The 26,751-nt window shown below is 44.0% G+C and carries 27 protein-coding genes; 15 read left to right on the plus strand and 12 right to left on the minus strand.

Annotated elements, in window-relative coordinates; translation table 11 throughout:
- The first annotated feature begins 64 nt into the window (after positions 1 to 64).
- A complete protein-coding gene (locus sps_RS02280; RefSeq protein WP_237157974.1) occupies positions 65 to 2,167 on the plus strand; it encodes a TonB-dependent siderophore receptor in 2,103 nt (700 codons plus the stop codon).
- Between the two features lie 97 nt (positions 2,168 to 2,264).
- On the opposite strand, the gene sps_RS02285 is transcribed toward sps_RS02280, so the two are convergent.
- Together sps_RS02285 and sps_RS02290 are read right to left on the minus strand one after the other, a co-directional pair.
- On the minus strand, positions 2,265 to 2,834 hold the full coding sequence (locus sps_RS02285; protein WP_077750991.1) for a VOC family protein: 570 nt from the start codon (positions 2,832 to 2,834) through the stop codon (positions 2,265 to 2,267).
- Between the two features lie 30 nt (positions 2,835 to 2,864).
- Positions 2,865 to 3,329 carry a L,D-transpeptidase family protein gene (locus tag sps_RS02290; RefSeq protein WP_237158087.1) on the minus strand — a complete coding sequence of 155 codons (465 nt, stop codon included), beginning with the start codon at positions 3,327 to 3,329 and terminating at the stop codon, positions 2,865 to 2,867.
- Positions 3,330 to 3,629: 300 nt separating this feature from the next.
- On the opposite strand from sps_RS02290, the gene sps_RS02295 reads away from it, so the two are divergent.
- Together sps_RS02295 and sps_RS02300 are read left to right on the plus strand one after the other, a co-directional pair.
- A complete protein-coding gene (locus sps_RS02295; RefSeq protein ID WP_077750993.1) occupies positions 3,630 to 4,469 on the plus strand; it encodes an ion transporter in 840 nt (279 codons plus the stop codon).
- A 229-nt stretch (positions 4,470 to 4,698) separates the two neighbouring features.
- Complete coding sequence (locus sps_RS02300; RefSeq protein ID WP_077750994.1) at positions 4,699 to 6,219, plus strand: MATE family efflux transporter; 1,521 nt, start codon at positions 4,699 to 4,701, stop codon at positions 6,217 to 6,219.
- Positions 6,220 to 6,320: 101 nt separating this feature from the next.
- Here the strand turns inward: sps_RS02300 and sps_RS02305 are convergent, their stop codons facing one another.
- From sps_RS02305 to sps_RS02320, 4 genes are all read right to left on the minus strand, one after another.
- Positions 6,321 to 6,545: a DUF2986 domain-containing protein gene (locus tag sps_RS02305; protein WP_077750995.1), complete on the minus strand. Its 225-nt coding sequence runs from the start codon at positions 6,543 to 6,545 to the stop codon at positions 6,321 to 6,323.
- A gap of 214 nt (positions 6,546 to 6,759) precedes the next feature.
- Positions 6,760 to 7,206: a hypothetical protein gene (locus sps_RS02310; RefSeq protein ID WP_077750996.1), complete on the minus strand. Its 447-nt coding sequence runs from the start codon at positions 7,204 to 7,206 to the stop codon at positions 6,760 to 6,762.
- Positions 7,207 to 7,506: 300 nt separating this feature from the next.
- Positions 7,507 to 7,863 (minus strand): glutathione S-transferase N-terminal domain-containing protein, encoded by a 357-nt coding sequence (locus sps_RS02315; protein WP_077750997.1) that lies wholly within the window; start codon positions 7,861 to 7,863, stop codon positions 7,507 to 7,509.
- A 69-nt stretch (positions 7,864 to 7,932) separates the two neighbouring features.
- Complete coding sequence (locus sps_RS02320) at positions 7,933 to 10,986, minus strand: DUF748 domain-containing protein (RefSeq protein WP_077750998.1); 3,054 nt, start codon at positions 10,984 to 10,986, stop codon at positions 7,933 to 7,935.
- Between the two features lie 142 nt (positions 10,987 to 11,128).
- Between sps_RS02320 and sps_RS02325 the strand changes: the two genes are divergently transcribed.
- Positions 11,129 to 12,148: a 2Fe-2S iron-sulfur cluster-binding protein gene (locus tag sps_RS02325; RefSeq protein ID WP_077750999.1), complete on the plus strand. Its 1,020-nt coding sequence runs from the start codon at positions 11,129 to 11,131 to the stop codon at positions 12,146 to 12,148.
- 24 nt (positions 12,149 to 12,172) lie between these two features.
- Here the strand turns inward: sps_RS02325 and sps_RS02330 are convergent, their stop codons facing one another.
- The gene (locus sps_RS02330) at positions 12,173 to 12,559 is read right to left on the minus strand and encodes a VOC family protein (RefSeq protein WP_077751000.1); all 387 of its coding nucleotides are present in this window, start codon (positions 12,557 to 12,559) and stop codon (positions 12,173 to 12,175) included.
- A gap of 233 nt (positions 12,560 to 12,792) precedes the next feature.
- Here sps_RS02330 and sps_RS02335 point away from each other — a divergent pair, with 233 nt between their 5' ends.
- The 5 genes from sps_RS02335 (at position 12,793) to sps_RS02355 (ending at position 15,751) form a co-directional block, all read left to right on the plus strand.
- Positions 12,793 to 13,203, plus strand: a complete 411-nt coding sequence (locus sps_RS02335) for a GNAT family N-acetyltransferase (RefSeq protein ID WP_077751001.1) — start codon at positions 12,793 to 12,795, stop codon at positions 13,201 to 13,203.
- A gap of 149 nt (positions 13,204 to 13,352) precedes the next feature.
- Positions 13,353 to 14,060, plus strand: a complete 708-nt coding sequence (locus sps_RS02340) for a DUF445 domain-containing protein (protein ID WP_077751002.1) — start codon at positions 13,353 to 13,355, stop codon at positions 14,058 to 14,060.
- Between the two features lie 133 nt (positions 14,061 to 14,193).
- The gene (locus sps_RS02345) at positions 14,194 to 14,544 is read left to right on the plus strand and encodes a VOC family protein (protein ID WP_077751003.1); all 351 of its coding nucleotides are present in this window, start codon (positions 14,194 to 14,196) and stop codon (positions 14,542 to 14,544) included.
- A gap of 39 nt (positions 14,545 to 14,583) precedes the next feature.
- A complete protein-coding gene (locus sps_RS02350) occupies positions 14,584 to 14,934 on the plus strand; it encodes a 5-carboxymethyl-2-hydroxymuconate Delta-isomerase (RefSeq protein ID WP_077751004.1) in 351 nt (116 codons plus the stop codon).
- A 73-nt stretch (positions 14,935 to 15,007) separates the two neighbouring features.
- Positions 15,008 to 15,751 (plus strand): substrate-binding periplasmic protein, encoded by a 744-nt coding sequence (locus sps_RS02355; protein WP_077751005.1) that lies wholly within the window; start codon positions 15,008 to 15,010, stop codon positions 15,749 to 15,751.
- Between the two features lie 163 nt (positions 15,752 to 15,914).
- On the opposite strand, the gene asnB is transcribed toward sps_RS02355, so the two are convergent.
- From asnB to sps_RS02375, 4 genes are all read right to left on the minus strand, one after another.
- On the minus strand, positions 15,915 to 17,591 hold the full coding sequence (gene asnB, locus sps_RS02360) for an asparagine synthase B (RefSeq protein ID WP_077751006.1): 1,677 nt from the start codon (positions 17,589 to 17,591) through the stop codon (positions 15,915 to 15,917).
- A 436-nt stretch (positions 17,592 to 18,027) separates the two neighbouring features.
- Positions 18,028 to 19,722 carry a M28 family metallopeptidase gene (locus tag sps_RS02365; protein WP_077751007.1) on the minus strand — a complete coding sequence of 565 codons (1,695 nt, stop codon included), beginning with the start codon at positions 19,720 to 19,722 and terminating at the stop codon, positions 18,028 to 18,030.
- Between the two features lie 162 nt (positions 19,723 to 19,884).
- Positions 19,885 to 20,631 carry an HAD-IIA family hydrolase gene (locus sps_RS02370; RefSeq protein WP_077751008.1) on the minus strand — a complete coding sequence of 249 codons (747 nt, stop codon included), beginning with the start codon at positions 20,629 to 20,631 and terminating at the stop codon, positions 19,885 to 19,887.
- A 300-nt stretch (positions 20,632 to 20,931) separates the two neighbouring features.
- Entirely contained in the window at positions 20,932 to 22,308 is a 1,377-nt protein-coding gene (locus tag sps_RS02375; RefSeq protein ID WP_077751009.1) for a GntP family permease, read from the minus strand.
- 164 nt (positions 22,309 to 22,472) lie between these two features.
- Here sps_RS02375 and sps_RS02380 point away from each other — a divergent pair, with 164 nt between their 5' ends.
- Positions 22,473 to 22,991 (plus strand): gluconokinase, encoded by a 519-nt coding sequence (locus sps_RS02380; RefSeq protein WP_077751010.1) that lies wholly within the window; start codon positions 22,473 to 22,475, stop codon positions 22,989 to 22,991.
- 1 nt (position 22,992) lies between these two features.
- On the opposite strand, the gene sps_RS02385 is transcribed toward sps_RS02380, so the two are convergent.
- Positions 22,993 to 23,847: a universal stress protein gene (locus sps_RS02385; RefSeq protein WP_077751011.1), complete on the minus strand. Its 855-nt coding sequence runs from the start codon at positions 23,845 to 23,847 to the stop codon at positions 22,993 to 22,995.
- Positions 23,848 to 24,184: 337 nt separating this feature from the next.
- Here sps_RS02385 and sps_RS02390 point away from each other — a divergent pair, with 337 nt between their 5' ends.
- The 5 genes from sps_RS02390 to sps_RS02410 are packed head-to-tail and all read left to right on the plus strand — an operon-like array spanning position 24,185 to position 26,740.
- Entirely contained in the window at positions 24,185 to 24,661 is a 477-nt protein-coding gene (locus sps_RS02390; protein ID WP_077751012.1) for a Na+/H+ antiporter subunit E, read from the plus strand.
- Positions 24,655 to 24,954, plus strand: a complete 300-nt coding sequence (locus sps_RS02395; RefSeq protein ID WP_077751013.1) for an MrpF/PhaF family protein — start codon at positions 24,655 to 24,657, stop codon at positions 24,952 to 24,954. The genes sps_RS02390 and sps_RS02395 overlap by 7 nt, the downstream gene beginning before the upstream one ends.
- A complete protein-coding gene (gene mnhG / locus sps_RS02400; protein ID WP_237157975.1) occupies positions 24,944 to 25,318 on the plus strand; it encodes a monovalent cation/H(+) antiporter subunit G in 375 nt (124 codons plus the stop codon). The genes sps_RS02395 and mnhG overlap by 11 nt, the downstream gene beginning before the upstream one ends.
- An 11-nt stretch (positions 25,319 to 25,329) precedes the next feature.
- Positions 25,330 to 26,307, plus strand: a complete 978-nt coding sequence (locus sps_RS02405; RefSeq protein ID WP_237157976.1) for a Na(+)/H(+) antiporter subunit B — start codon at positions 25,330 to 25,332, stop codon at positions 26,305 to 26,307.
- A 40-nt stretch (positions 26,308 to 26,347) separates the two neighbouring features.
- Positions 26,348 to 26,740 carry a cation:proton antiporter subunit C gene (locus sps_RS02410; RefSeq protein WP_077751015.1) on the plus strand — a complete coding sequence of 131 codons (393 nt, stop codon included), beginning with the start codon at positions 26,348 to 26,350 and terminating at the stop codon, positions 26,738 to 26,740.
- Positions 26,741 to 26,751: the final 11 nt, after the last annotated feature.

The raw sequence follows: 26,751 nt of genomic DNA on the forward strand, positions 1-26,751 counted from the left end.
ACAAAGGCTTAGTTATTTCTGCTTGGTTAATATGGTAAGTATTCTTAGACAGACTGGACCCCTAATGTTCCCTAAAAATAAGTTATTCTTGGCTGTAATTGCAGCAGTTAGCCCTTTTTCTCTCTATGCGCACCAAGATCATCAGGATATTGAAGTTATTAGCGTCATGGGAACAAAACAGCCTATAGCGACGAACAGTTCGGCCATGAAGATGGACATGAGCCAGCTCGAGACTCCAGGCTCAATTTCTGTGTATGGTAAAGAGTTAATTGAGGCGCAGCGGGCCACAAGCTTAGGGCAAGTATTAAAAAACGATGCCAGTGTGTCCACAGGGAATGTTCGTCGTAATCGTGAGCGGTTTTATATGCGAGGCTTTATATTAGAGCCTGACCAAAGCTATCTGAGAGATGGGCAATTCCATCTGTCACGTTACGCTCAACCCATAGAGTTATATGAACGTATCGAGGTCCTCAAAGGTCCCTCAGCCTTGTTGTATGGTAAATCGACTCCTGGTGGCATGATCAATATGGTGACAAAAAAGGCCCAAGAAGAACTGCAATTTAGTTTTCAGCAGGAGTTTGGCTCGTTTGGATTCAATCAATCGATACTCGATGTGGGCGGAGCCCTGAATGAGTCAGGCAGTATACGTTCGAGAGCTATTCTGTCTAAGTCTTCTCAAGATGGTTGGCGCAAATACAAGGATGGCAGCCATGGGGGCCAGGATCGCTTTGTCGGCGCCCTGATGTTGGAGGCCGATTTGAGTGAAGACACGACCCTAAGCCTTAATTATGATCGCACTCGAGATGAAGGTTCGATAGAGATGGGGCCTCAGCACCTTAAGAATGAGCAAACGGGTAAGTATGAACTCGCCGGGAAACGAGATTATATTTGGGATATGCCCTGGTCCGCGCGCGAATCCACAGTAGAGAACATGGGCTTTACCTTAAACTCACACCTTGACGATGATTGGTCGATACATATGGGCTATAACCAGCAACGTCATGAAAGACAGACTCTGGAGAGTCTCTATGGCAAGGTTCAGCAAGTGGATTTGTCGAAAGGGACTTATGCTCTGCGTGGTCGAGATACCTATGAGAAGTTTGATGTGTCGACGGCATTTTTCGATCTTAAAGGCGAATTTTATACCGGAAAAGTTCACCATAGGCTGTTGATGGGAACCAGCATGGTGGATTACGATCGCTCTGGTCAGCAAAATAAAATGAAGATAGCCGGTAAGGCCAATATGAACGACAAACAGATAATCCATAGACCCGATGAATTGGACTATCGAAATGGCGATCCTCTGATCCGAGTTCAGCGGCAAACCTATGGAATTTATGTACAAGATATGATTGAGTTTAATGACCGCTGGCATCTGCTGGCGGGTGTAAGATTCGATAGAGAGCAAATTAATGGGATTTCCGGAACTAGGTCCCAGAATAATGTCTTGCCTAAACTGGGTTTGATTTATCACCCGAGTGAGAATACATCAATTTATTCGACTTACAGTGAGAGCTTTGAGCCTAAAGATCCTATTTCTAATACGGACGATATCAATTACGGCAAAAAGTTGGATGCTGAGCGTGGTCAGTCTTTCGAGATTGGTGCTAAGGGGGAGTTCTTCGATGCGAGTTTGTTTCTTTCTGCTGCTCTCTTCTCTATTGAGAAGAGTAATAAGGTTGTTACTGATAAAAGAGGGAAACAGCCGATCACCACGCAAAATGGTAAGGCTCGCCATCAGGGGATAGAATTTTCGGCTGAAGGCAAGCTGACTGAAGGATTGTCGGTACTCACTTCTATGATGTATCTCGATGCTAAAATTATCGATGATCCTCTCTATACAGGCAAGCGAGCCAAAGATACCCCTCAATTTAGTGCCAGTACCTGGTTTAACTTCAATGTGACCGACAGCAGCCAGTTTTCCATTGGTGCCGTTTATGTGGGCGAGCGTTATGGGGATACACCTAATGACTTCTTGAAACAAGCCTATGTAAAAGTTGATATGGGCTATAGCCATAGCTTTAGTTTTGCCAATGACCATGAAGCGGTTTTTAGAGTGAATGTCGATAATCTGTTCGATACCGATTATCTCAGAGGCGGTTGTAGTAATAGTGCCATGTTTGGCGACGGACGTGCTATCAAGGCATCAGTGCAATACAGGTTCTAGCTGGAAGTGATACATTCAAGTCCGTGAAATAAAGAGGTGAGCCAATGGCTCACCTCTTATGTTTCGAAATGTCTACTGAGGCTCGAAGTGGAATTGATTAATGTTCAGATGCTATAACTGCCCTGATGCCATGGGGATGTACCTTGATACAGATATCATCTTTCTTGAAGGCGATGGTAGGATTAGCCAGTCGTTCATGCTCTCCCTGAGGTGAACTGATCTTGACTTTTATCTCTGATTGTCCAGATAACACGGGCGCAAGTTGCGGCGCCATATTCAACAGCTGCTGTTTAAGTTCATCGCAGGTTGTGGCTTCGCACGCTAATACCAGTTCAATATGCTCCCAGCCTTCGACAAGATATTGCTTGTTACCCGGATAAGGTAGCTCTATGCAATCAATCTTCATCAGTCCCATGATGAGTGGCGTATTAAGCTCAAAAATCAAGATAGGCCGACCATTGATCATGTTGTTGGAAATGATTTGTCCCTGGCGTTTAAAATAAACACTCAGGGCCTCGGCGGCATCATTGGAGTTGACTCTTAAGGCGACGTGGTCGCAGGTTAACTTGAATTGTTCTAGCCCAAGTTCCCGCAGGAATATCGTTATTTTGTCACAGAAACTTGGCCAGGTATCGAGTAATACCTGCTCAGATATAGCGTTTGTCATGCTTAGTGATGATCCTAATAGCAATGTAGGTTATGGCAAGATCTCGATGGGCGTACCTTCGTCTATGGCGCGCCACAACTCATCCATTTGTGGGTTAGTGATGGCGATACAGCCATCGGTCCAGTTATACTTTTGTGCTTCTTCGGCGTTGAGTGAAGATCTTGGATTCTGACCGTGGATCATTATCTGTCCGCCGGGCTTGATCCCTAAGGCACTGGCACGTAATTGATCTTCTTCGTTAGGGTAGGAGATATGTATGGCTCGGTAGTAGGCACTATCAGATTTCTTATAGTCTAAGCTGTAACGGCCTTCAGGAGTTCTCTGATCTCCTTCCTGGAGTTTATGGCCTTGGGGCTTGTCACCTAGCGCTATGTGGTAGCGTCTTAAAACTTTTCCGTCACGCATCAATGCCATGGTCGAAGTCGATTTGGTTACTACGACCAGATCAATCTTGCCGATATTCACTACAGTTGAACTCGACAATGAGTTTTGCATCGAAGATACCGCCGAAACCGGCAAAGAGATGCCCGTAAAAAATGTCAGTATCGCGATAGAAAAAAATAGGCGCATCGGTAAATAGCTGCTCATCAATGATTCGAGTTTCGTGGGCTTATAATACCTTAATCTGGCAATAAGCACAGGACTTGAGGTATCTGTTTGGTATTGTGGAAAAGAAGTGGCAAAATACTCTGCTTGTCCAGAGTAAGTATAATCGTGATTGAGCTAGGGGAAAGCTCACCGTTATGGTATTTGCCTAGGCATCCAAATTAAACCGTTTGAGGAAAGTTCGTTTACATGTATCAAGAGAAATCATCAGATAATGGCGGTTCGATGCGTCATCAACTCCGTAGGATCATATTCGGTACAGATACTAAACTGGGCCGCTACTTTGATATTGGTTTAATGGTTTGTATCATTCTCAGTGTGGCCCTGGTTTTTTTGGATACTGTCGCCAGCATTCATGAGCAGTATGGTGAGATCATCAGTATTCTAGAATGGGGATTTACCTTTATCTTTACCCTGGAATATGTGTTGAGACTCTATTGCTCCGCACACCCAGTGCGCTATGCGCGAAGCTTCTATGGCGTGGTGGATTTACTCTCTGTGATGCCTAGTTACCTGGCATTATTCTTTCCTGGTGCAAGCTTTACACTGGTGATCAGAATATTAAGACTGTTTAGAATATTCCGTGTATTTAAATTGTTACGATATCTTAGCGAAGGCAATGTTTTGCTGCGAGCTATGCTACAGTCTGGGCGTAAAGTATTTATCTTCTTTTTCTCAGTTAGCCTGATAGTCATGGTGCTTAGCGCCGTGATGTACGTGGTCGAAGGACCCGAGAACGGGTTCACTTCGATCCCTAAGTCTATCTACTGGACGATTGTGACCATTACCACAGTTGGATATGGCGATATTACCCCAGGAACCAACTTGGGACAGGCCATTGCAGCCCTGACCATGTTGCTCGGTTATTCCATCATTGCGATCCCTACCGGAATATTAACCGCCGAGATCTCACAAGAGATAAGTCGCAGTAAAGATCTGCGTCGTTGCAGTAATTGTCTCAAGACGGGTCATGAGAATGACGCGCTATTTTGTGATCACTGCGGTGGAGAGTTAGAAAGAGAGCTTTGACGGTTCAATTTACAGCCATGAGAATGACGAGGCTAATGATGTGAACACTGCGGTGGAGAGTTAGAAAGAGAGCTTTGACGGTTCAATTTACAGCCATGAGAATGACGAGGCTAATGATGTGATCACTGCGGTGGAGAGTTAGAAAGAGAGCTTTGACGGTTCTATTTACAGCCATGAGAATGACAAGTCCAGATAATTTAATACCAGCAAGACAGAATCAAGGATAGAAATGACCACAGCTAAATTTGTTCAAGGCCCAATCATGCGCCATATTCTGGTGATGAGTTCTACCGCAGCGGTGGGGATCTCAGCCCTCTTTGTGGTCGATTTGATTGATATTTTCTTCTTAAGTTTACTAGGAGAGTTGGAGCTTGCCGCAGCGGTAGGTTATGCCGGCACAATTTCATTTTTTACCACATCAATAGGCATAGGGCTCTCTATAGCGCTGGGGGCACTAGTATCACGCTCCATTGGTGCAAAACAAATGGACGTAGCCAGACGCTTGTTACTCAATAGCGCCATTGTCACCCTGATTATGTCGGTGATTGTATCTGCGATTGTGGCCTTCTTTATTCCTGATCTTTTGGCTCTGGTCGGTGCTAAAGGCCATACTGCCGAGCTTGCCGCAGATTACTTGTACATTTTAGTACCATCATTACCTTTCATCTGTTTGGCCATGGCATTGGGCGCGGCGCTCAGAGCCGTGGGTGACGCTAAATTATCTATGATATCCACCTTAGTCGGGGGCGGCGTCAATCTGGTATTAGACCCTATTTTTATCTTCGCCATGAGCATGGGGATCGAGGGTGCCGCTGTGGCGTCAGTACTGGCAAGATTGGCTGTTATGTTAGTGGCTGCCCGTGGTGTTATCGTTAAGCACAAACTTTTTGGTCAATTTGAACTCAATAGCTTTATTACAGATTTAAAACCCATTTTTGCCATTGCCGGGCCAGCCATGATGACCAATGTTGCTACGCCTATAGGTAATGCCGTCGTCACTCGGGCCATAGCCGATTTCGGTGATGGTTATGTAGCGGGATGGGCTGTATTAGGCCGTATCATTCCGGTGTCATTTGGCATGATATTCGCCCTTTCCGGTGCGGTTGGTCCTATTATCGGTCAGAACTTTGGTGCCCATGAATTTGACCGAGTGCGGGAGAGTCTGACTAAGGCACTGCAATTTTGTGTACTGTATGTGGTCAGTGTTTCCGTGATACTCATGTTACTTCAAGACCAGATTATCTCAGTGTTCGGCATGCAAGGGGAAAGTGCGGAGCTTATTCGCTTCTTCTGTACTTATATTGCGGTATTCTTTGTGTTCTCTGGGGCTCTTTTTGTTGCTAATGCTTCGTTTAATAATCTGGGTAAGGCTAAATACTCGACCTTCTTAAACGTGGGTAAGGCCACAATCGGCACCATACCTTTTGTTTATTTTGGTGCTAAGTGGGGCGGCGTTGAAGGAGTATTGATAGGGCAGGTTATTGGTAGTGTCATCTTTGGTATTTTGGGTGTGATCACCGCCTATGCCTTGGTTGAGAAAGTGAAACAAGCTTGCCTCAATGATACAGGCCTAGATCGCGACACATCAGCGAGTGACACAGATCCGTTAGATGCAGAGCTACTCCCGAGCAGCCCTAATCCTCTCTCTTCTTCATGTGCTCAAATGGCACAGATTAATGAAGAGCAAGACTGTGAGGCGAGTAACCAAGTAACCGAAGCTCTGAAAATTTCAGATCATAAAGCAAGCTAGTCTGGGTGACTAAAGACAACTAGTTAATCAATAGACAAGCAAAAGGGAGCCGCGGCTCCCTTTTTGATGAATACGTTAAATCTTATGCTAGTGAAAAACGCTTATTTAGCTTGGGCTTCAACTTCTGGCCCTGTGGCGGCTATTTCTTCAGAGCCGGTATTCTTATCTGCTGTGTCTTTTAATGCAGACTCTGCCTGCTCTTGAGCTAACATCTTTGCTCGATCAGACTTAGAGATATATTTCTTAATCGTAGGAGCTGTGTGCTTGTTTTTACGAGCTTTGGCGCGTTTTGCCGTTAGCTTGATCATTTTCTGTTTTTTATTCATGGCTCTCTACCGAACTGTTTGACTGATCTGACACTTATATAGTGGCAGATATTAACCGGACGCGGATTTTAACTTAATCTACAACACCAATCCAGTCACAGCATCAATACTTATGCTATTTGTTAAGATAAGACGGGTTTGTCTCTCGTCTTGTGGTCGTTTTAACTTCGCTCTATGGGGGTTAAGGCTTGAATCTTTGTAGTTTGATGTGAGCCTAAGAGGAAAACTTATCTCTATCCTTTTGGGTCGCCCCTTCATTGCACTCACCGCGGATTTCACCGCGATCGACCTCTATAAGCCGGCTTAACTCCATATAACCTTCTCGACAATAGCCCGTCATGTCTAATGTCTTAGATAAGCCAAGTTCTATCTGCTGGGTCCAATCAGTGAGATCGACTTCGTAGCGTCCAGAGCGAGAGCGTTTACTGCGCATGGCTTGCTCCATTCTTTGTTGATGGGGCATTTGGTCAATCGTGTCATTTGAGGTGGCGAGCTTAGCTTTATAAGTAAATAACTTGGTGCCATTAGTTCGAATATCGGTGTGTAATCTATCTTTGACCTTGCCTTCAAAATCACTGGGGTCGGTCTTTTTGCTTGCACATCCCGCGATAACACTCAAGATGAATAGCGTAGATAAGGTTTTTATTAGGCATTTTTGCATCAGATTTATGTGTTCTTATTAGTATTATTTCTCGGCTGCAATATCAGCTTTCTTTACCCATAAGCATGAGAAAGCGGTAGTCGCAGAGGACATTATCAAGCCAGAATAGCGCAATTAGGTCATGGACGCAGCATGATATACACTTTTTTACCTTAGGGACTCGTGAGCTTAATCGATGGACAATAACTAATTACTGATGAATTAAATGCTGATATAGCTTGATGGGGATGTGGGGGGAGAAAACTAAGGCAGTAATTCAAAGTGAAATGATGTTACTGCCTAAGAGAGTGAAGCCGTAGGTTATGCGAAACGGGTATCTAGATAACTGATAATATCCGAAGACTCATACATCCAACGTGTTTCACCATTTTCTTCGATTCGTAAGCAGGGCACCTTGGCCTTACCACCTTGATCAACGAGGGTTTGCTGATGGTCATTTTGCTTGGCATCTATCGTGGCAATATTCAGCCCCTGGCGACGCATGGCGCGACGAACTTTGACGCAAAATGGGCAAGCCTTGTATTGGTATAGGGTCAACAACTCAGTTTCATTATCAATTTTTGCTTGCTCATCCGAAGGACGTTTACGTTTCTTGGGAGTGAAGATAAAATTAAGAGTAAGTATGATACGGCCTAAAAGCCAACGAACAACAAACATGAACTACCTCTGATAAAGTCTGAAAACGGCAAGAGTGTAACTCATGTCTGCTTAATATTGAATCTTTGTTTAATCGGCACCTAATGTAAGTAAGGCTTCCTGTGCTCCGTGGTTAATATCAATTCGGCTGTCTAGGAGGAAAATTCTCGACGGCGGGATCTTATTGATCTCGACCAAGTGTGTTTTTACCGCGCTCGCTCTAGAGCTGGCCAAGGTGCCTAATATGCCATCATCGACAACTTGCTTGTTCAAACTGAAGTTATATAAGGCGATGTGCCATAGCGTCTGCAACTTCTCTTGGTCAAGTTCGGCCTCTTCGGTATGTTCTTTTTCAATACTGAGTTTTAGCTCACTCGCGCTCAAGCCCGTTTCCTGTTTATATACGTTAATCAGCGCCTCTGAGAGCGTCCCTTCTGTGGGGAAGTTACTGGCCGAAAGTTCACTTGGTAGCGACTCTATCTCTGTTTGGCTTAAGTCCGCCAGTTTTTGGTGCAACATCTGCTCCTTGAGAGTACGGGAGTCAGTAACGGCATCGATGGCACCCTCTATGCTTAGGGTTAATTTAGGTCGGTCGAGTAGGGCCTTGGCCAGAGTGGCAAGCTTCTCCTGCTCATCGGTTGAAATCTGAGTTTGACCGGATTCAAAGGCTATCTTATCAAGTTGCTCGTCGTCATCGAACAAGCCCGCTAGTAAGGTAAAAGGAGCGGTGACGGCTTTAGTTATCACATTGGTAAAGGCCGTCATTATTATGCTGCCAAAACTGAAACTCGGCGAGTCCAGATCGCCAGAGACATCAAGTCCCAGATCTATGACTCCATGCCTGTCCTGCAACAGAGCAATTGCTAAGGTGACTGGCAGCGTAGTAGCCAGGCTACTGTCGCTGGGCTTGCCCAGTTGAAGTTGGTCTACCACCAGGTGATTACTGCCTTTGAGCCTGTTGTTTTCCAGCTGGTAATTGAGAGATAAAGACAGTTGCCCCTTATCGATATAGTAACCGGCATAAGTGCCGGAATAGGGGTTAACCGATGTCAGCTCAACACTGTTGAAATTGAGGGCAAGATCTAAGTAAGGCATTTCAAGTAGGGGGTTGAGCTCCCCCTTGAGTGTGACCGGGGCGTACTTATCAATCTTGCCCTTGATGTCCACCGAGGCAGGAAGCTTAGCAGTGGATGATAATTTGTCTACGGTACCCTCTAATTGCTCAATGCTGGCGGCGAAACTAGGTGTCAAAGAGTTATCGGCAAAGAAAGTAGAGCCTTGTTTGAAACGAATTTTACCTATGTCAATTTCAAGGGGGGCTTGGGGCTCTGTTTTTGCCACCTTTGGAGTTTTGCTTGATTGTTCAGGGGAGGATTTGACCAACAGGGCTTGGATATTGGTGCTCTTGTCTTCGGCAATGATGATGCGTCCGTATGGCTTGGTAAAATCGACGCTCTCTATGGATAACTTATTTTTCTCTTGATCGAAAACAAGTCGATTGACCGACATAGATTGCCATTTAGTTAAGGTTTTCTTGTGCAGCTTGTCCTGCACCAATAACTGGTCGACGTTAATATCTCCAGCGAAATATAGCGCTTTATCTGATCCTGCTGTCAGGCTTCCCTTGGTATTGAGCTCACCCTGCTTCAAGTCGATATTTATGTATGGCTGCAAGTAGGCTTGGAGTTGTCTGAGATCAAATTTAGACAATGCGATATCGGCTTTTAATGTCTCTTGTTTGGCATCTACTGAGCCTGAAGATTCGAATGTGCCTTTATCATTGATGACAAGGTCCAAGCGGTATTCAATGGGAGATTCAAGATCTGAATGGATTTCGCTCGTGCTCAGGTTGAATGGGAATATTCGCCATGGAGTATTGTCTGTGAGTCGATTTTCTACCAAGTTTAGGTCGTAGTCTTTAACCGACACATTCGTAATGACCGCCGACCAGGTTGAGGTGTTGGCTGGCTTGTTCTCAGGTTGCGGTTTAGCTTCTTGTTGGGCAGAGGCTGTTTCTTGCTGCGCCGACTTAGGAGGTTGCTCCTTAACTGAGGTGCCAACAGGCATAAACAGGGGAAGAATATCCAGCCCCTGTTTTGTCAGGCTAGCGTTAAGGGATAATTTCTCTGTTTCTACACTGGCAATTTCGACCTGTTTATCGGCTAAATTGAGCCTGATGCCATTTACGCTAAATAGAGGAAGAGAAAGTAATGGACGCTGGCCGTCGACGAAGGAGATATTCTCCAATGAGAAATGGCCATCTTGGGTGAGCAGCTGAAGGGGCTGGTCTTTTTTAGCTTGGATCTCGAAATGGCTGTTAAAGCTGAACTGGCCGGTACTGAGTTCTGCTTTAACATCGTCGGCGATAAATGACCAAAATTGTGGTAATTGAATCGCCGTGAGTTGCAGCTCGCCTATGATGTTTAATGGAGATAGTTGTAGCTTGCCTTGGGTGGCAATTTCTCCGCCATTTTGTCCCACAAATCGGATTGAAAAATGATTACTGCCGTTACCATTACTATCGAAGTTTTTTAGGGTGTCGAACGCTTTCAAATGCAGTGTCATGGCGGGATAGTGGAGACGGCTATGGGAGACTTTATCTGTATAGAGAAGTTCGGCATTTAGAATAGACAGGTCGTTGACCTTAATATGAGGCAGACCGGTAGGTTCTTCTGTTTGATTGTTAGCGGTCACATTAGCGTCATTACTTGCCAACTCATGGATGATATCTGAAAAATTAAAGACGTATGAATCTGGCTGGTTGAGGCGTTCCAGTAAGGCATAAGGTTTCTCCAGAGTGACATGATCGACACTGAGGGCTCTGTTTATCACAGAGCGCCAAAAATCCAGTTGGAAGGTCAGTTTACCGAAGCCGACGAAGCTGGAGTTATCTTTCTCCTGAATACTAAAATCGGTCAAGGATACCTTGAGGGTGAATGGGTTGATGGAGATATCCTCAAGCACCACGGGACGCTGGAGCATAGACGATAATGCTTGAGGTACTTGTTTATGAGCAAGGTAAGGGACCAGCAATCCGAGCAAAGCGGTGAAAATAAGGTAAATAGTTAACAAAATCGTCAGGTATCGATGATACTTAGGTAGATTGCGAAATTTGATAGCCAATTGGGTGAATGGTTTTGACATTTGAGGCCTATTTACTTAATTGTACGAAGAATCTTCCAGTTAACTGGTATTTTAGCTAACTTGATGGCTTTGTTATAGAAATGTTTTGGGCTATTGCTCGTTATTATGCGAGAAATGATGAAAATGGACACAGAGTGAACGGATGACAAGATTTTATTTCGATGGCCAAGGTTTTGATGCCCAATCTGATGAGACAGTGTTAGACACCTTGATCAGAGAGGGGCATCAAGTTAATTACTCATGTAAGAAGGGATCATGTAAAACCTGTCTGGTAAAGCATGTGGATGGCGAACTCTCCATGGGGTCGCAGCGAGGGTTAACCTTGACCTTAAAACGGGAGCATTATCTCTGTGCCTGTCAATGTAAGCCCACTCCAGGATTAAAACTTAAATCTGTTTTGGCGCAGGAACTCTTTATTTCGGCCCAAATCCACTCAAAACAATATTTATCTGACTCTGTGGTGAAAATTAAACTGAAGCTACCGGAGAAGATTAATCATTGTGCTGGTCAATACATCAACTTACGCCGTTTCGATGGCTTAACTCGGAGTTATGCCATCACTAACGACCCCTTGGGAGAGTTTATCGAGCTCCATGTCAAAAGGAAATATAACGGTCAGTTCAGCGATTGGTTATTTAATCATGCCAGTGTTGGTGAAGGTCTGTTGTTACAGGGACCTTGGGGACATTGCTGTTATTCTACTGCTTATATTGAAGATGACATCAGCTTGATTGCCAGTGGCACAGGCTTGGGCCCGGTATATGGAATAGCACTCGATGCACTTAAAAGCGGCCATAGAGGACAAATAAACTTGTATCATGGTGCCAGAAATAATGCCGAACTATATCAACATTCAAGTTTGTTACAGCTCATGTTAGAGCATAGAAATTTTACTTATCATGGATGTGTTGCCACACAGAAAACAGACGCCCAGCCCATGAGCCGAGTACAGCAAGGCGATCCCTTTGATATCGCTATGATGCACTTTCCTGTGAAGGTTGAATCAGGAAATAGGAGTCGGCATCGGGTGTATCTCTGCGGAGAACCGGATTTTGTTTTGAGAGGTCAGGCATCGGTATTTCTAAATGGCGTACAACTTAATAGGATCCACGTGCTGTCATTTGATTACAAAGATCTGAGGAGTGTGTCCAGAAGTTTATAGAACCGACAAAATAAATATCCCTCTTTATTCGTCGCGATTCTTATAAGTGATTGCGGCTATGATGGCGCCAGCAGGGTCTTGTATCCAACAAAATCGACCAATATTGGGAATATCTTCTGGCCCATATAGTAAATCTCCCCCTAAGGTTTTCGCCTTGATTGCAACCTCATCAACATCAGCTACTGTGATGTATCCCGTCCAGTGACTCGGCATTTTAGAGCAGGGGTTTGGTGCTATTCCACCTATACTAATGCCCTGATTTTCTATGATGTAGTAGGGACCTTGTGGCATGTTCATTTTTTTAAATGTCCAACCGAAGATCTCCCCGTAGAAACCCATTGAATCTTTGCAATTGTTCGATGTCAATTCATGCCAGCTCAATGTACCCGGAGTCTTAAATGGTGAGCCCATTGGAATGTCCTTTATTGAGTGAATGGATAAATACGACTTAATACCAAGTGGTATTAAAGGCTGAGTTTCAAGTGTAGTTCAGCTGGTGGTTTTTAATTATTTTAGTTCTAAAATTCACCTATGAAATTTATTTCTATGTGTTAAGGTTATGTAACTGAAAGGGAAGTTGATGACAGTAAAATATGTCATTACTCGGTACGTCATTGACATCGACATTATTTCAAGGAATGAAAATGCACATTAGAATCGCCACTGATGAAGATCTACGCTCGTTAACACCATTATTTGACGAGTATAGGAAAAGCTTAGGTCAAGACTCTCGTTTAGCTGACTGTAAAGAGTTTATCGAAAGCCGATTACAAGAAAATGATTCTGTAATATTCATTGCCTTTCTGGTGGACATCCCCGTTGGATTTATTCAACTTTACCCCTCATTTTCATCAGTTTTACTCAAACCACTCTGGTATTTTGACGATCTTTTTGTGGCTGAACCCTATAGAAAAAGAGGCATAGGCACCGAACTGGTAAAGAAAGCCAAAGAGCTTGCCGATGAGACTCAAGTGTTGGCGGTTCGCCGAGAAAAGATTGAAGGCAATGGTTTTGTGTCTATTGACTCACTGGCGCTATTTGAGACTCAAGTTTAAAGTCATAAAATTTGCCTGACAGCACGTCAGGCATTTGTCCTGTTATTTGTCGCCATGCCAGAAACAATGTCACGCCATAATTACTGAAAGCTCAGCTAGCTATGATATTATAAGGAGTTTTGTAGCTGTTTTAATTTTGGAGCAACAGATTGAATAAGAGTGTGATCACAAATCTAATCGCGGCCCTCTTGCTGGCATCAGGTTATTATTTTTCATCGGCTATCGTCTTGAGCATAGGCTTGTTCGCTCTCTCTGGTGCGCTGACAAATTGGCTAGCCGTCCATATGTTATTTGAAAAGATCCCAGGCTTGTACGGCTCTGGCGTTATTCCGTCTCGCTTCGAAGAATTCAAAGCGGGTATCTCACATTTGATGATGAAGCAGTTTTTTACCGATGAAAATATCGATCGCTTCTTGTCGGATCAAGGTGGCAGTGAATCTCATATAAATCTGCAGCCCGTCATCGAGAAAGTCGACATGACGCCGGCATTTGATGCCCTGGTGACCACTGTTGAGCAGTCATCTTTAGGTGGAATGCTTGCCATGTTTGGTGGTACAGAAGCCATCACCCCGTTAAAAGAGCCGTTTATCGACAAAATGAAGGCGTCTTTGGTTGAGATTTCACAGAGTGAGGAGTTTTATACCTTGCTTAAGAATGAGCTCGAGCAGCCCGATGTTTTGGCCGATATGAAAACGAAGATCAATGAGATTGTCAGCCAAAGATTAAACGAATTGACCCCTGAATTGGTGAAGGAGATCATTCAAGAGATGATTCGTGAGCACTTAGGTTGGCTGGTGGTCTGGGGGGGGGTCTTTGGAGGCATCATCGGATTAGTTGCGGCGCTGATACAAGCCTAATCTATCCGTCTAGAGTTGAAACCTTTTAAATATTGAAACAGGGAACGAATTGGTTCCCTGTTTTTATAGTGATATCAATCAGCATCATTCTGCTAGTTTATTAACAGTGTAATGCTAGGAAAAGGAAGCCATTATGACTGCTCATCATTCAATTAATTATATCGAAATGCCAGTTAAGGATATCTCGGCCACTAAACAATTTTTTGGCCAGGTGTTTGATTGGGAATTTGTCGATTACGGTCCTGAATATACCTGTTTCACTAATGCCGGTATCGCTGGGGGATTTTTCCTGTCTGAACAGATTTTCGACTTGGCTAAGGGAACGCCATTAGTGGTGCTATATTCTGCTCAGCTTGAAGCTTCTATGGCGAGAATCGAAGGCGCTGGTGGAGAAATATCTAAGGCTATATTCTCATTTCCAGGTGGACGACGTTTTCATTTTAAAGATCCCAGTGGTAACGAGTTTGCCATCTGGTCAGAATAGTTTCGTATGTAACGTATCCCTCATTTTCGAGAAATATTTATGCCCCACTGTGTGATTGAATATTCGGCGCCTCTAGCCGAGTTGATAGATATTCCTAAGTTAGTCAAAGAGACTCATCAGGGCGCGATAGATTCTGGCTTGTTTGAATCAAAGGCAATTAAGATCCGCGCTCACAGATGTGATGATTTTTTGATGGGTACTGAACCTGACGATAATTTCATTCATATTCGTTTATCCATTATGCCTGATCGCAGCAACGAGCAGAAAACCGTGTTGCTGGAACGGATATATGCCAACATTGTGGCACTCACTTCAGACGTGAATAGTGTGACCATAGAGATCCTCGATATCGACAGTCAACATTATTTCAAGGCATTGGCACCAAGTTAAGCATCAGAAACCGTCCTACTGCATGAATCGTGCTTATACTAATACTGTGAATTGCTAACTGGAAGTAAGCTAAATGCGAAGTTGGCTGTGCTTTATTCTGATGTTCGGCTTACCTGTGTGGGCGGCTCCTGCTATGCGAGCCTGCATCGACCACTATCCTCCGTTTCAGATCATAACCGATGATGGGATCATGGGGGAAAGTCTGGTGGCCTTGAATTTGTTGGCTAAACTCATCAAACATGATTTAGTGATTAAGACTAGCCCAAATTTTGCCAGATGCCTTCGCATGTTGAAAGTCGGTCAGGTGGACGTCGTCGCCGGTTTGATTTTAAAGCCAAAAAGACAAGCCTATGCCAGCTTTCTTCCTTATCGTGAAGACAGCCATTATGTGTTTATCAGCCGTGATCCCGATATTAATATTGAGTATTATGAGCAGTTAGCCAATCATACGATAGCAGTGTCCCGCCATACCCACTATTTTGACCGATTCGATCAAGATCCCGAGTTACGTAAGATCGTGGTCAATGATATCAAGACTGCGATTGCTATGCTGGCTAAAGAACGCTTCGAGCTCTTAATTGTACCTGAGATGATCTTACCGAGTATCAGGCGGGATTTTACTCAGTTTGATAATCTGTTTAAGGTTCACCCTTATCGATTTAAGCCGCAACGTATCGTCTATTTTGGTTTCAGCCGTAAGCATCAGCTGGTTATCGAGCCTGATATGCTCTCGACTACTGTCGAGGCTGCCTATGAAAATGGGTTATTTATCAAAGAAATTGAGACGTTTACCAACGAACATTTGGAGTGGTATTAAGCGTTTTCGAGTACCTAGTGTTAGATTTTCAGGGAAGTAAAAGGGTTTATCAACGCATATCCTGAGTGGAATTAAGGGTAAGAACGCATATAAAAATGCCGTGAATTGTCATTCACGGCATGATAAAAAATTACATGACCCACTTTAGCTAATCATCTATAGATCAATAAGCGCTATCGTGCACCGATTGTACAGCCCGTCCCGATGGGTCGATAATGCCTTGTAGGCTTTCATCCCAGGCTAGCGCTTCTGGCGTTGAACAAGCCACAGATTTACCACCCGGTACTGTCTCTGCTGCCGACTCTAACGGAAACTGCTCTTCGAAGAAACAACGGTAGTAGTAACCTTCTTTGGTATCAGGCGTGTTATAAGGGAACCTAAACTTGGCATTGGCCAGCTGAAGGTCATCGACTTTCTCTGCTGCCAGCTCCTTTAAGCCATCGATCCATGAGTAGCCAACACCATCACTGAACTGTTCTTTCTGACGCCATGCGACTTCTTTGGGTAACTTGTGTTCGAATGCCTGACGCAGAATATGCTTCTCGATACGGCCATCTTTTGACATCTTAGCTTCTGGATTGATGCGCATCGCCACATCCATAAATTCTTTATCAAGGAAGGGCACACGCGCTTCGAGTCCCCATGCTGCCATGGCCTTGTTGGCTCGTAGACAATCGAACATGAAGAGCTTGTCCAGTTTACGTACTAGCTCTTCATGGAAAGCTTGTGCATTCGGCGCCTTATGGAAATATAAGTAACCACCGAACAGCTCATCGGCGCCTTCACCCGATAACACCATTTTTATGCCCATGGCTTTAATTTTTCTCGCCATGAGATACATAGGTGTTGCAGCGCGAATGGTAGTGACATCATAGGTTTCAAGATGATAAATCACATCTTTAATCGCATCGATACCGTCCTGGAAGGTAAAGGTGATCTCGTGGTGGATTGTTCCTATGGCATCGGCGACTTTTTTCGCCGCTATTAAGTCGGGGGCACCTTCGAGGCCAACGGCAAAAGAGTGAAGCTGCGGCCACCACGCATTGCTCTCGCCATCATCTTCGATACGACGTTTAGCATAAGTTTGAGTGATAGCCGAGATAACCGATGAGTCAAGACCTCCCGATAGCAGCACACCATAAGGTACATCAGACATAAGCTGGCGTTTAACCGCGGCTTCCAGTGCATCTCTAATCTCATCGATACTGGCTGGGTTATCTTGTACCGCTGCAAACTCGCGCCAATCACGCTGATAATAAGTCACATAACCGTCTTCTGTGTCGGTTGCTTTGTTACATAGGTATTGACCGGGCTTAAATACATTCACAGTCTTACAGACGGGCATCAAGGCTTTCATTTCTGATGCGATGTAGAAGTTACCTTCGGCGTCTAAACCTGTGTAGAGGGGAATGATCCCCATATGGTCACGGCCAACCAAATACAAGTCTTTAGACTTATCGTAGAGCACGAAGGCGAATATGCCGTTTAGTTTATCGAGAAAGTCGACACCATACTCTTGATAGAGGGATAAAATTACTTCACAGTCAGAGTTAGTCTGGTAAGCGTATTTATCACCGAGCTCGGCCTTGAGTTCTTTGTGGTTGTAGATCTCACCGTTGACCGCAAGAATAATGTTTCCATCGCTGCTTAGCAAAGGTTGAGCACCGTTATCTATATCGACAATGGCGAGGCGCTCATGAGCTAAAATGGCTTTGTCGCAGCTGTAGATCCCTGACCAATCCGGTCCACGGTGGCGCATCAACTTCGACATTTCCAGTGCGACCTGTCGCAGCTGTGTTGCGTCTGACTTAATATCTAAAATGGCAAAAATTGAACACATATTCTAGCTCCTGCAAATCGGTGTAAATCTCAATTGGTATTACTGTGCCAGTAATTGATGCTTTTGCCAAACCCTAAATTGATAAAACATGAGTAAAAGTGCGGTTTGTTGGTAGATCTACATATTTAAATGGTAATTGAAATGAGTTTTATCTAACAAATATTGGTTTTTGTTAACGATAATTCGTTTTCACTATGTGGTGGGTGGTGGAAATTGATTTTTTATCAGTGGAAATTGCTTAATGTCATTAAAAGCACTATTACCGTTAATTGCTGATTTTTTCCTCGTTAAGGCTTGACTGAAACTGGCATTGAGCTGAGTAATAATATGGCTCCCAAGCAGCGGGAGCCATATTCAGCAGATCATGAATAAAGACCATCAACTAGAGTGATTAAGATAATCATCAATTTGAAGACCAATTTCAGGTTAATCTAGGTTATTCACTCACGGCTTGAGTGTTTGCACTTCGAAGAGAGTGAAACTCAGTGCCAGCAAAGTATCCAGGCCAGTCTTGGCTGTTGGCCAAGGTTTCAGCTGCACTGTAATAAATAGCCAAGTCTTGTAGGGCGCCGCTAAGATCCCAATCTTCCCGGTATTCATCACAGGTATTGTGGTAACAGCCCTTCATGGTCTCCTTCATCTTCACCTTGTATTGTGCCGTGGCCTCATCGACTGGCTCACTGCCGCCGCCGGCGAATACAGCCGGAATGCCGAGCTTGGCGAAACTGAAATGATCTGAGCGGAAAAATCCACCTGATTCCGGTCGACTTTCGGCCTTAGCCACGCGATTTTGTGATGTTAATGCGTCTATCAGGTAGTTTTCTAATTCAGACTTGCCTTTGCCGACGATAGTGTAATCCAAGGTACGGCCGTATATGTTGGTACTGTCTAAGTTGAATACGGCCACGGATTTATCGATAGGATAAATGGGGTTGGCAGCATAGAAACGTGAACCCAGTAAGCCTTGCTCTTCACCTGTGGTGGCGATGAAAGTGACCGAGCGAGAAAGAGGCTGTCCATCTTTAGATTGCTTGGCAAACTGACGGGCTATTTCGAGTATGCCTGCGGTGCCAGAAGCATTATCAAGTGCACCATTATAAATTTGATCGCCGTCTTTGCTCTCATCCTTGCCGATATGATCCCAGTGGGCAGTAAACAATACCTGCTCATCGGGCCGTTTATTGCCCGGAAGGGTGGCGACAACATTATAACTGTTGGCATAGCTGGCCGTATTGGCGAATTGAATATTGGCCGTTTGTTTAAGAGGGACATTCATCGGGCCGCTGGCTGCTCGTTGGACAAGCTCTGATAAATTCAGGCCTGACTTTTCAAATACCTTGGTTGCAATATCTTGGGTGATCCAGCCTTCAACTTGTACATGCTTATCTAGCTCAGTTTTATCAACCACCAAATCTTGTTGAGGGCCTGTCCAGCTGTTTTCTACCACGGACCAGGGGTAAGATGCCGCGGCAGTTTCGTGGATAATGATGGCACCTAGGGCACCCTGTTTACTTGCCTCGCTGAACTTATAGTCCCAGCGACCGTAGTAAGTCATGGCTTTACCGTTAAACTTACCTGAGTCCGGTAGAGCAAATCCTGGGTCATTGACCAAGATCACCGCAATTTTTCCATGCATATCCAGATCTTGGTAGTCGTTCCATTCGTATTCAGGTGCATTGATGCCGTAGCCAACGAATACCAACGGCGCGCTAGCAATATCGACGCCGCCATTGTCATGACGGCTGCCTAGAACGATATCTTTTCTGTGTTCAAGTGTAAGATCTGCAAAGCTGATAACTTGTTGCTCTGAAGCCGTATAGGTCACCATGGGCACAGCTTGCAGGTAATCACCATGATTGGCTCCTACAAGTCCCATTTCTTTAAAGGCTTGGGTCAAGTAGTTAAGGGTGAGAGTTTCCCCTTTGGTGGTTGGCGCGCGGCCTTCAAACTCATCGGAAGATAAGGTTTTGATATCTTGCCTAAAGCGAGCTTCATCGAACTTAACTGGGCTGTTTGCCGCTGTGTTAACTGCTGGCTTAACTTCTGATGATGTGGAGGTTTGGGTGTCAGTTGGGTGTTGGCTACAGGCACTAAGCAGTGCAAGCGCACATACCGGAGGCAGTAATCGCATTGAATGTCCTATTATTATTGTTATTGGTGAGTGTAAAAATCGATCTTGCGCTGACATCATGAAGGAAAATAGCCCGCTTTGACAAGCAGGCTATTGGTTTCCTAAGTGTAAATGTGTTTCTTAATATTGCTATGTGCCGTAGTTGATTGCTAAATGACCATATTAAACGATGTCGATATCTCCGGCGCAGGCAAACACATGGTTAGGGCGGAAGGGCTCTTTGTCAACATCGTGAAGTTGGCTGACCCCGCTGGTGACCAGAATCGTCTCCAGACCAGCCTGAAAACCTGCCAGTATATCGGTCTTCATGTTATCGCCGATGATCACTGTATTGTCCGAGTGACCATCAATATGGTTAAGTGCCGAGCGAATGATCCAGGAGCTTGGTTTGCCCACGTAAAAAGGCATACGGCCGCTAATTCGCTCGATTGGCGCGCACAAGGCACCACAAGCTGGGCTATGTGCCGGACCATGGGTATCTGGGTTAGTAGCGATAAAGCGGGCACCTTCGGCGACGAAACGGGCCGCCTTGTGGATCATCTCCCAGTTATAAGAGCGCGTTTCGCCAACGATAACAAAGTCAGGGTTGATATCAGTGATGGTAAAACCAGCTTTATAGAGTTCGTGGGTCAGGGCGCCTTCACCTATCACATAGGCCTTACTTCCTGTTTGATGCTTTAAAAAATCAGCGGTTGCCATGGCAGAGGTATAAAAGCACTCCTCTGGCACATTTATCCCCGCCGCGCCGAGTCTGTTTTGCAGATCTTTACCGGTTTGGACTGGATAGTTGGTCAAGATAACCAAAGGGTTACCTTGCTCGAGCACCCGGTGTATGAATTTGTCACTACCAGGAATAAGCTCATTGTTGTGCAGTAGAACACCATCGATATCACAGATAATATTTTTCATTTATCAATCTCGGTATACAAAGGAATTTTAGCTAACGTTATTTAATCCATATAAAGCCAAATTGACTGTCATTACAATGCTTTTTACTCAATTGTGCGGACTAAATATTAATGGCAAGTGGCATTAGCTAATGTATGAGTCAGTGGATTGCAGCTAAAGACTCTATGGCATGGTGAATAGGAGGTATTTGGGTGGATATTTTTGGATTTAAACATCCGTGTTTAAATCCATTGATACGTGAGTTGATTACTGAATTAATTAGCTGAATTGATCACGCAACAGTTACAAGCGGCTAGAGCGTTAAAGTAGCATGCTAAGCAGGGCCACTATGATAAAGGCAATCGTGCCCAAAAGGGTTTCCATCACAGTCCAGGTTTTAAGGGTGGTTTTTTCATCCATCTCCATAAGGCGTGATACCAGCCAGAAGCCCGAGTCATTGAAATGTGACAATACGGTGGCGCCGCCTGCGATAGCGATAACGATGAAACACAGATCAAGCTCAGACAAACCAGAGGTCGCAGCTACGACGGGAGCTATCAATGCCGCTGTCGTAGTCAGGGCCACCGTTGCTGAGCCTTGAGCGACGCGAAGACAAGTGGCGATAACGAAGGCCGCCAGAATTACAGGCATGCCTGTATCGGAGAGGACACCAGCCAGTGCATCGCCAATACCGCTCGCGCGGAGCACGCCGCCAAACATACCGCCAGCACCAGTGACCAGAATAACCGCGCAGATAGGGGCTAATGAATCACCACAGAGTTTTTCCAGTTTCGCCATGCCGAAATCTTTGGCGAAGATGATAAGACAGACTAGCAAGGTGATCATTAAGGCTATCGGGGTTTTACCTAACATTCTTAGAAATTCAACTAAGGGCGATGAGCTATCTAGCATGCCGGCCACAGCGAGTGTATTAAGGCCGGTATCCATAAATATCAGCATGAGCGGTAGCAGCAAGATACTTATTACAGTCGAGAATTTTGGCAGTCTTGACTCATCTATGATGGTGTCTGTGTTGAAGAAGGCTTTAGACAGAGGAATATTAAACTTCTTGCCGGCATATTGGCCAAACAGATAAGCGCCGATATACCAGGTTGGTATCGAGACACTTATACCCACAAATAGCAGCAAGCCTATGTTAGCGCCTAATAAGTCTGCTGCAGCAACCGGGCCCGGGTGAGGGGGCACGAATCCATGCATAACGGCAAATGCCCCAGCTGATGGCAATGCATATTTAAGCGGTGAACCACCAAAACGAGCAGCGACACTCAAGATGATGGGCATCATCACAATGAGGCCTGCGTCGAAGAAGATGGGAAAGCCAAACAGCAAGGATGCAATACCTAAGGCGAGTGGCGCGTTCTTCTCACCAAAACGTCCAACCAGCTTATCGGCCAATACCTTAGCGCCGCCCGTCACTTCCAATATCTTGCCTATCATGGCGCCGAGGCCAACGAGCAAGGCTACTGATGCCAAGGTGCCGCCGAACCCACTCATCATAGTCGGCACAACGTCTTGAGATGATACGCCGGTGACGATGGCGGTAGCGAAGCTCACTAGGGTAAGAGAAACAAAAGCATGGATTTTTAATTTAATGATTAAGATGAGCAGAGCAGCGATAGCTAGCACCGCGACACTAAGTAGAAATGTTGGATCTGCTGTTTGAGCCATCAGGTTCATAATGATACCTATCTCGTGTAAGGGGTAAGTTTGTTTGTGTTTTAGTTCACAAATCTCTTGGTTACGGGTAACATGTTACCCGTAACACTACTTGTGTAAAGTACTATTTTTAATCTGAATAGCAAAATGTCGTCTTGGGTCACTCTGAAGGTAGAGGAAGTTATATGCTTGGTAAAAGTATTATCGTTATGGGTGTTTGTGGTTGCGGAAAAAGCACTGTGGGAAGTCAGATTGCTGAGATGATAGCTGCAAAGTTTATCGATGGTGACGATCTGCATCCTAAGAAAAATATCATCAAGATGGCGAAGGGTGAGCCGTTAAATGATCAGGATAGAGGCCCTTGGCTGGAAAGGATAAGAGATGCTGCATACAGCATAGAAACTAAGAACGAAGTCGGGATTATCGTCTGCTCTGCGCTGAAGAAAAATTATCGCGATATCATTCGTGATGGCAATCAAAATGTCTATTTTGTGCATTTACACGGTGATATGGCGTTGATCTTAGATAGAATGCGTCAGCGAAAGGGCCATTTTATGAAAGAGAGCATGGTCACCAGTCAGTTCAATACCTTAGAAGATCCACAATTGGAATCAAAAGTGATGGTAGTGAATATTGATGGTTCTCAAGAAGAGGTCATCAGTCGTGCTATGGCTGCATTAAATACAGCAGGCCTATTACTTTAGCTTAAGTGCTTACTTGAGGAGGGCCTATAATCAAGCAATCGGTTCGTAAATGATGTAGGACTTTTTCTGCGGTATTGCCCAACAAAAAACCGCTCACGCCTTCGCGGCCAATTGTCCCCATAACCACTAAATCAGAGTGTAGTTCATTCGCAACATGTGGAATGGTTCTAACGGGGGGACCAGCTATAATATGACTAGTCACTGAATCCAACTCAAACTGATTTAATAAACTGTTCATTTTTTGTTGAACAGCGGCGGCATTGTCTTGCTTGACAGTATATTTATCTACGATACCAAGCTCTAATAATGAGTTAGCAACAGGGATACTGTACATGGCATGTAGCTCTGTATGGGTCACTTGCGACCAAACTTTTCCCCAATTCAGCGTTAGGCTGTTAAGTTCTTGGTGCATTATTTTGTTTTCAGACAAATCGACAGTTAGCAAAATATTGGCTTTACTTTTCCACTTTACATGAGAAGCGATGAGTATTGGGCAAGGTAGGTGTCGAATTAACTGCCAGTCGCATGGGGTATGAAACAATGATTCACTTCGGTGTCCAGTTTTGATAACAAGATCGACAGAAGTCTGTTGGCAACGATTAACGACCCAGTCGGCAATGTTATCACTATAAATGACTTGGCTAGTGATTTCTGAAGCATCATCAAAAACCTTATCCACTGTAGAATTGAGTGAGTCTTTAAGCTGTTCTATAGAAGTATCTAATTGGTCTGTGCTGTGAAGAAACTTAATGACCTCCACCGAAGCATCAAAGGGGTGAATAATATCTCGAGCTTTCTCTAGGGGAAGTAAATCATCACTTTTGATATTTGTTATCACCAAAACGTGCTTTTTCATGATTCAAACTCCTCTTTCACCCATATTCTTTGATTGCTATTAAAAATCTAAGTCATAAAACGCAAGTGGCTGTTTATACGTTAAGTCAAGAAACTCTTTAAACGACAGAGCGTTTAGTCATAAATATAAGTTTGAAAATCAGAGAGCCATCCGGATTATCAGCTAGTATTAATGTAATTAAAGAACATGGCTTTGGGGTTGTCAATTGCATCTAAATGTCCCCTCAATATGATTTAGGTGAGAATAGCAGGGATTCTACAAGCTATTGTAAACGACTTTACTGGCGCTAATTAGCGTAGAAAGGTGACATTAATAAGTTTTAGTACAGGCTGTTCTTATGAGACATACACTCAGTTTATTTCTGACGTTAACTGCTTTTTGGGGGTTAATGTCGGGTCACAGTTCTATTTTAATGCTGCTTCTTGGAGCAGTGTCTATTACTTGTGTTCTATATATAGCACACAGAATGGATGTGGTTGACCATGAGTCTCAGCCAATACATCTTTCACTTAAGATCTTTGGCTATTTTTTATGGCTTTTCAAAGAGTTGGTTATAGCTAATATTACTGTAGTCAAAAGTATCTGGTTAGGGAACGCTTCAATTTCACCTGTTTTAGCAACAATTAAATCGAGCCAAGTCACTGATGTTGGAAAAGTAATTTATGCAAACTCCATTACCATGACTCCAGGAACAGTGACAGTCGATTTAGTTGGCGATTGTCTTATTGTTCATGCTTTATTTCAACGCAATGTGGAAGTGTTAAACACCGGTGAAATGGATCGACGAGTTTGCCATTTGGAAAGCAAATGTTAATTGCGGCTACACTTGCCATTCTTGTCGTTATGATTTTAGCGATCATTCGAGCGATTTTAGGGCCAACACTTTATGACCGAATTCTGGCTGTCAATATGTTCGGCACCAAAACGGTACTCCTACTGTCTTTACTCGGTTTTGTAATGGGGCGTCCAGAATTTCTCGATATTGCAATAGTGTATGTCCTGATTAATTTTATCAGCGTAATAGCAATATTACGTTATTCAGATAGCTTTAAGTTGAAAGATTTTGACATCAAGCCTTCAGATAAAGGAGGCAAAAATGACGTTTGATGCGATGACTATCTTTAGCTTTATCAGTGCTATTTTTTTATTTATTGGGAGTTTTTTATGTATATCAGGGGGCGTTGGCATTCTAAGGTTTCCTGACTTTTATACTCGAATACATGCGGTTGGAGTCACAGATACACTTGCTGCCGCGATGATTTTACTAGGTTTAATATTGCAGAGCCCAAACAGTTTAGTTTTGATAAAACTGCTGATTATTCTTGTGGTGACCTTATTTATAAACCCGACAGCAAGCCATGCATTAGCCAAAACTGCGATTCATAATGGCCTAATGCCTATGGTTATTAAACATGATCACGACAAGATGATAATTGCTAAAAAGGAGGGTAAGTCATCGAATCGGTCATAAACTTCGTTTTATTGGCATTACTTGTTGTTATTGCAATCGAGGTAGCGCGCCTGAAAGATCTGTTTGCTGTAGTCATGTTAACAGGGATATATGGTCTAGTCTCTGCGAGTTTTTTTGTCGTGATGGATGCAGTCGATGTGGCATTTACAGAGGCATCTGTCGGCGCAGGGATCTCCACATTATTGATGTTAGTGGTGATTAGTTTGACCCAGCGCTCTGAGCATCCCGTTCGCAATAGACCATTTGGGGCATTACTTGTGGTTATGCTCACAGGCGGTATGTTGATTTACGGCACTCTAGATATGCCTTATATGGGGGCGGGAGATGCGCCCATTCATATTCACATTGCGCCAAGATATCTTAACGATTCGATGCAAGAAGTCGGTGTTGTTAATGTGGTCACAGCGGTGCTCGCAAGTTATAGAGCGTTTGATACTTTTGGCGAATTGGTTGTTATTTTTACTGCTGGTGTGGGGGTATCAGCTCTGTTGATGACTGTTGGTGGTCGAGGCGAGAAGAAACCAATGGTTGCAATAAATGACTCGATGCATAAACAACAACTCATTTTACGTATTGTAAGCAAAATGATGCTCCCATTTATCATGTTATTTGCACTGTATGTACAGTTTCATGGAGATTATGGTCCTGGAGGTGGATTTCAGGCCGGGGTGATTTTTGCTGCGGCTATTATTTTATATACCTTGCTATTCGGTTTAACGAGTGCACGTCGTGTCATAAATCAAACCGTGAGCCAATTAGTTGCTGCTTTTGGGGTTCTATTATATGGCAGTGTTGGACTTGTATCTTTATTAAATGGAGGGAACTTCCTTGATTACAATGTGTTAGCTTCCAATCCAATTAGTGGTCAACATTTGGGTATTTTATTTATTGAGCTGGGAGTTGGTATTACTGTTGCGTCAGTCATGATCACCATCTTTTTCAACTTTGCAGGCAGAAAAGAACTTCAAAAAAGTACTTCAGAAAAATAAGGATACTTAAGCTTCAAACAAAGGTAAGAGGGGGAGTGTTATGTTGATGGGTCTATTTAATCATTGGATTGTTGTCGTTTTAATGATGATAGGGCTTTATATCGTCATTGCTCACGGCAACTTAATCAAAAAAATTGTCGGTTTAACCATTTTCCAAACCTCAGTTTTTATTTTTTATATAAGTATGGCTAAGGTGGACGGAGGTACCGCCCCGATCTTAATGGCTAACGTTAGCCAATACGCTAACCCGCTTCCTCATGTTTTAATTCTTACAGCGATTGTGGTTGGCATTGCCACTACGGCTCTAGCGCTCGCTTTGACGATCCGTATTAAAGAAGCTTATAACAGTATCGAAGAAGAAAGTATTCAAGAGCAGAATAAAAAGCAAGCGTCAGAACCAGATGAACTTGACCCCAGAAGTGACCCATACTGATGTTAGCACAT

The sequence above is a fragment of the Shewanella psychrophila genome, assembly GCF_002005305.1.
Classification (GTDB): domain Bacteria; phylum Pseudomonadota; class Gammaproteobacteria; order Enterobacterales; family Shewanellaceae; genus Shewanella; species Shewanella psychrophila.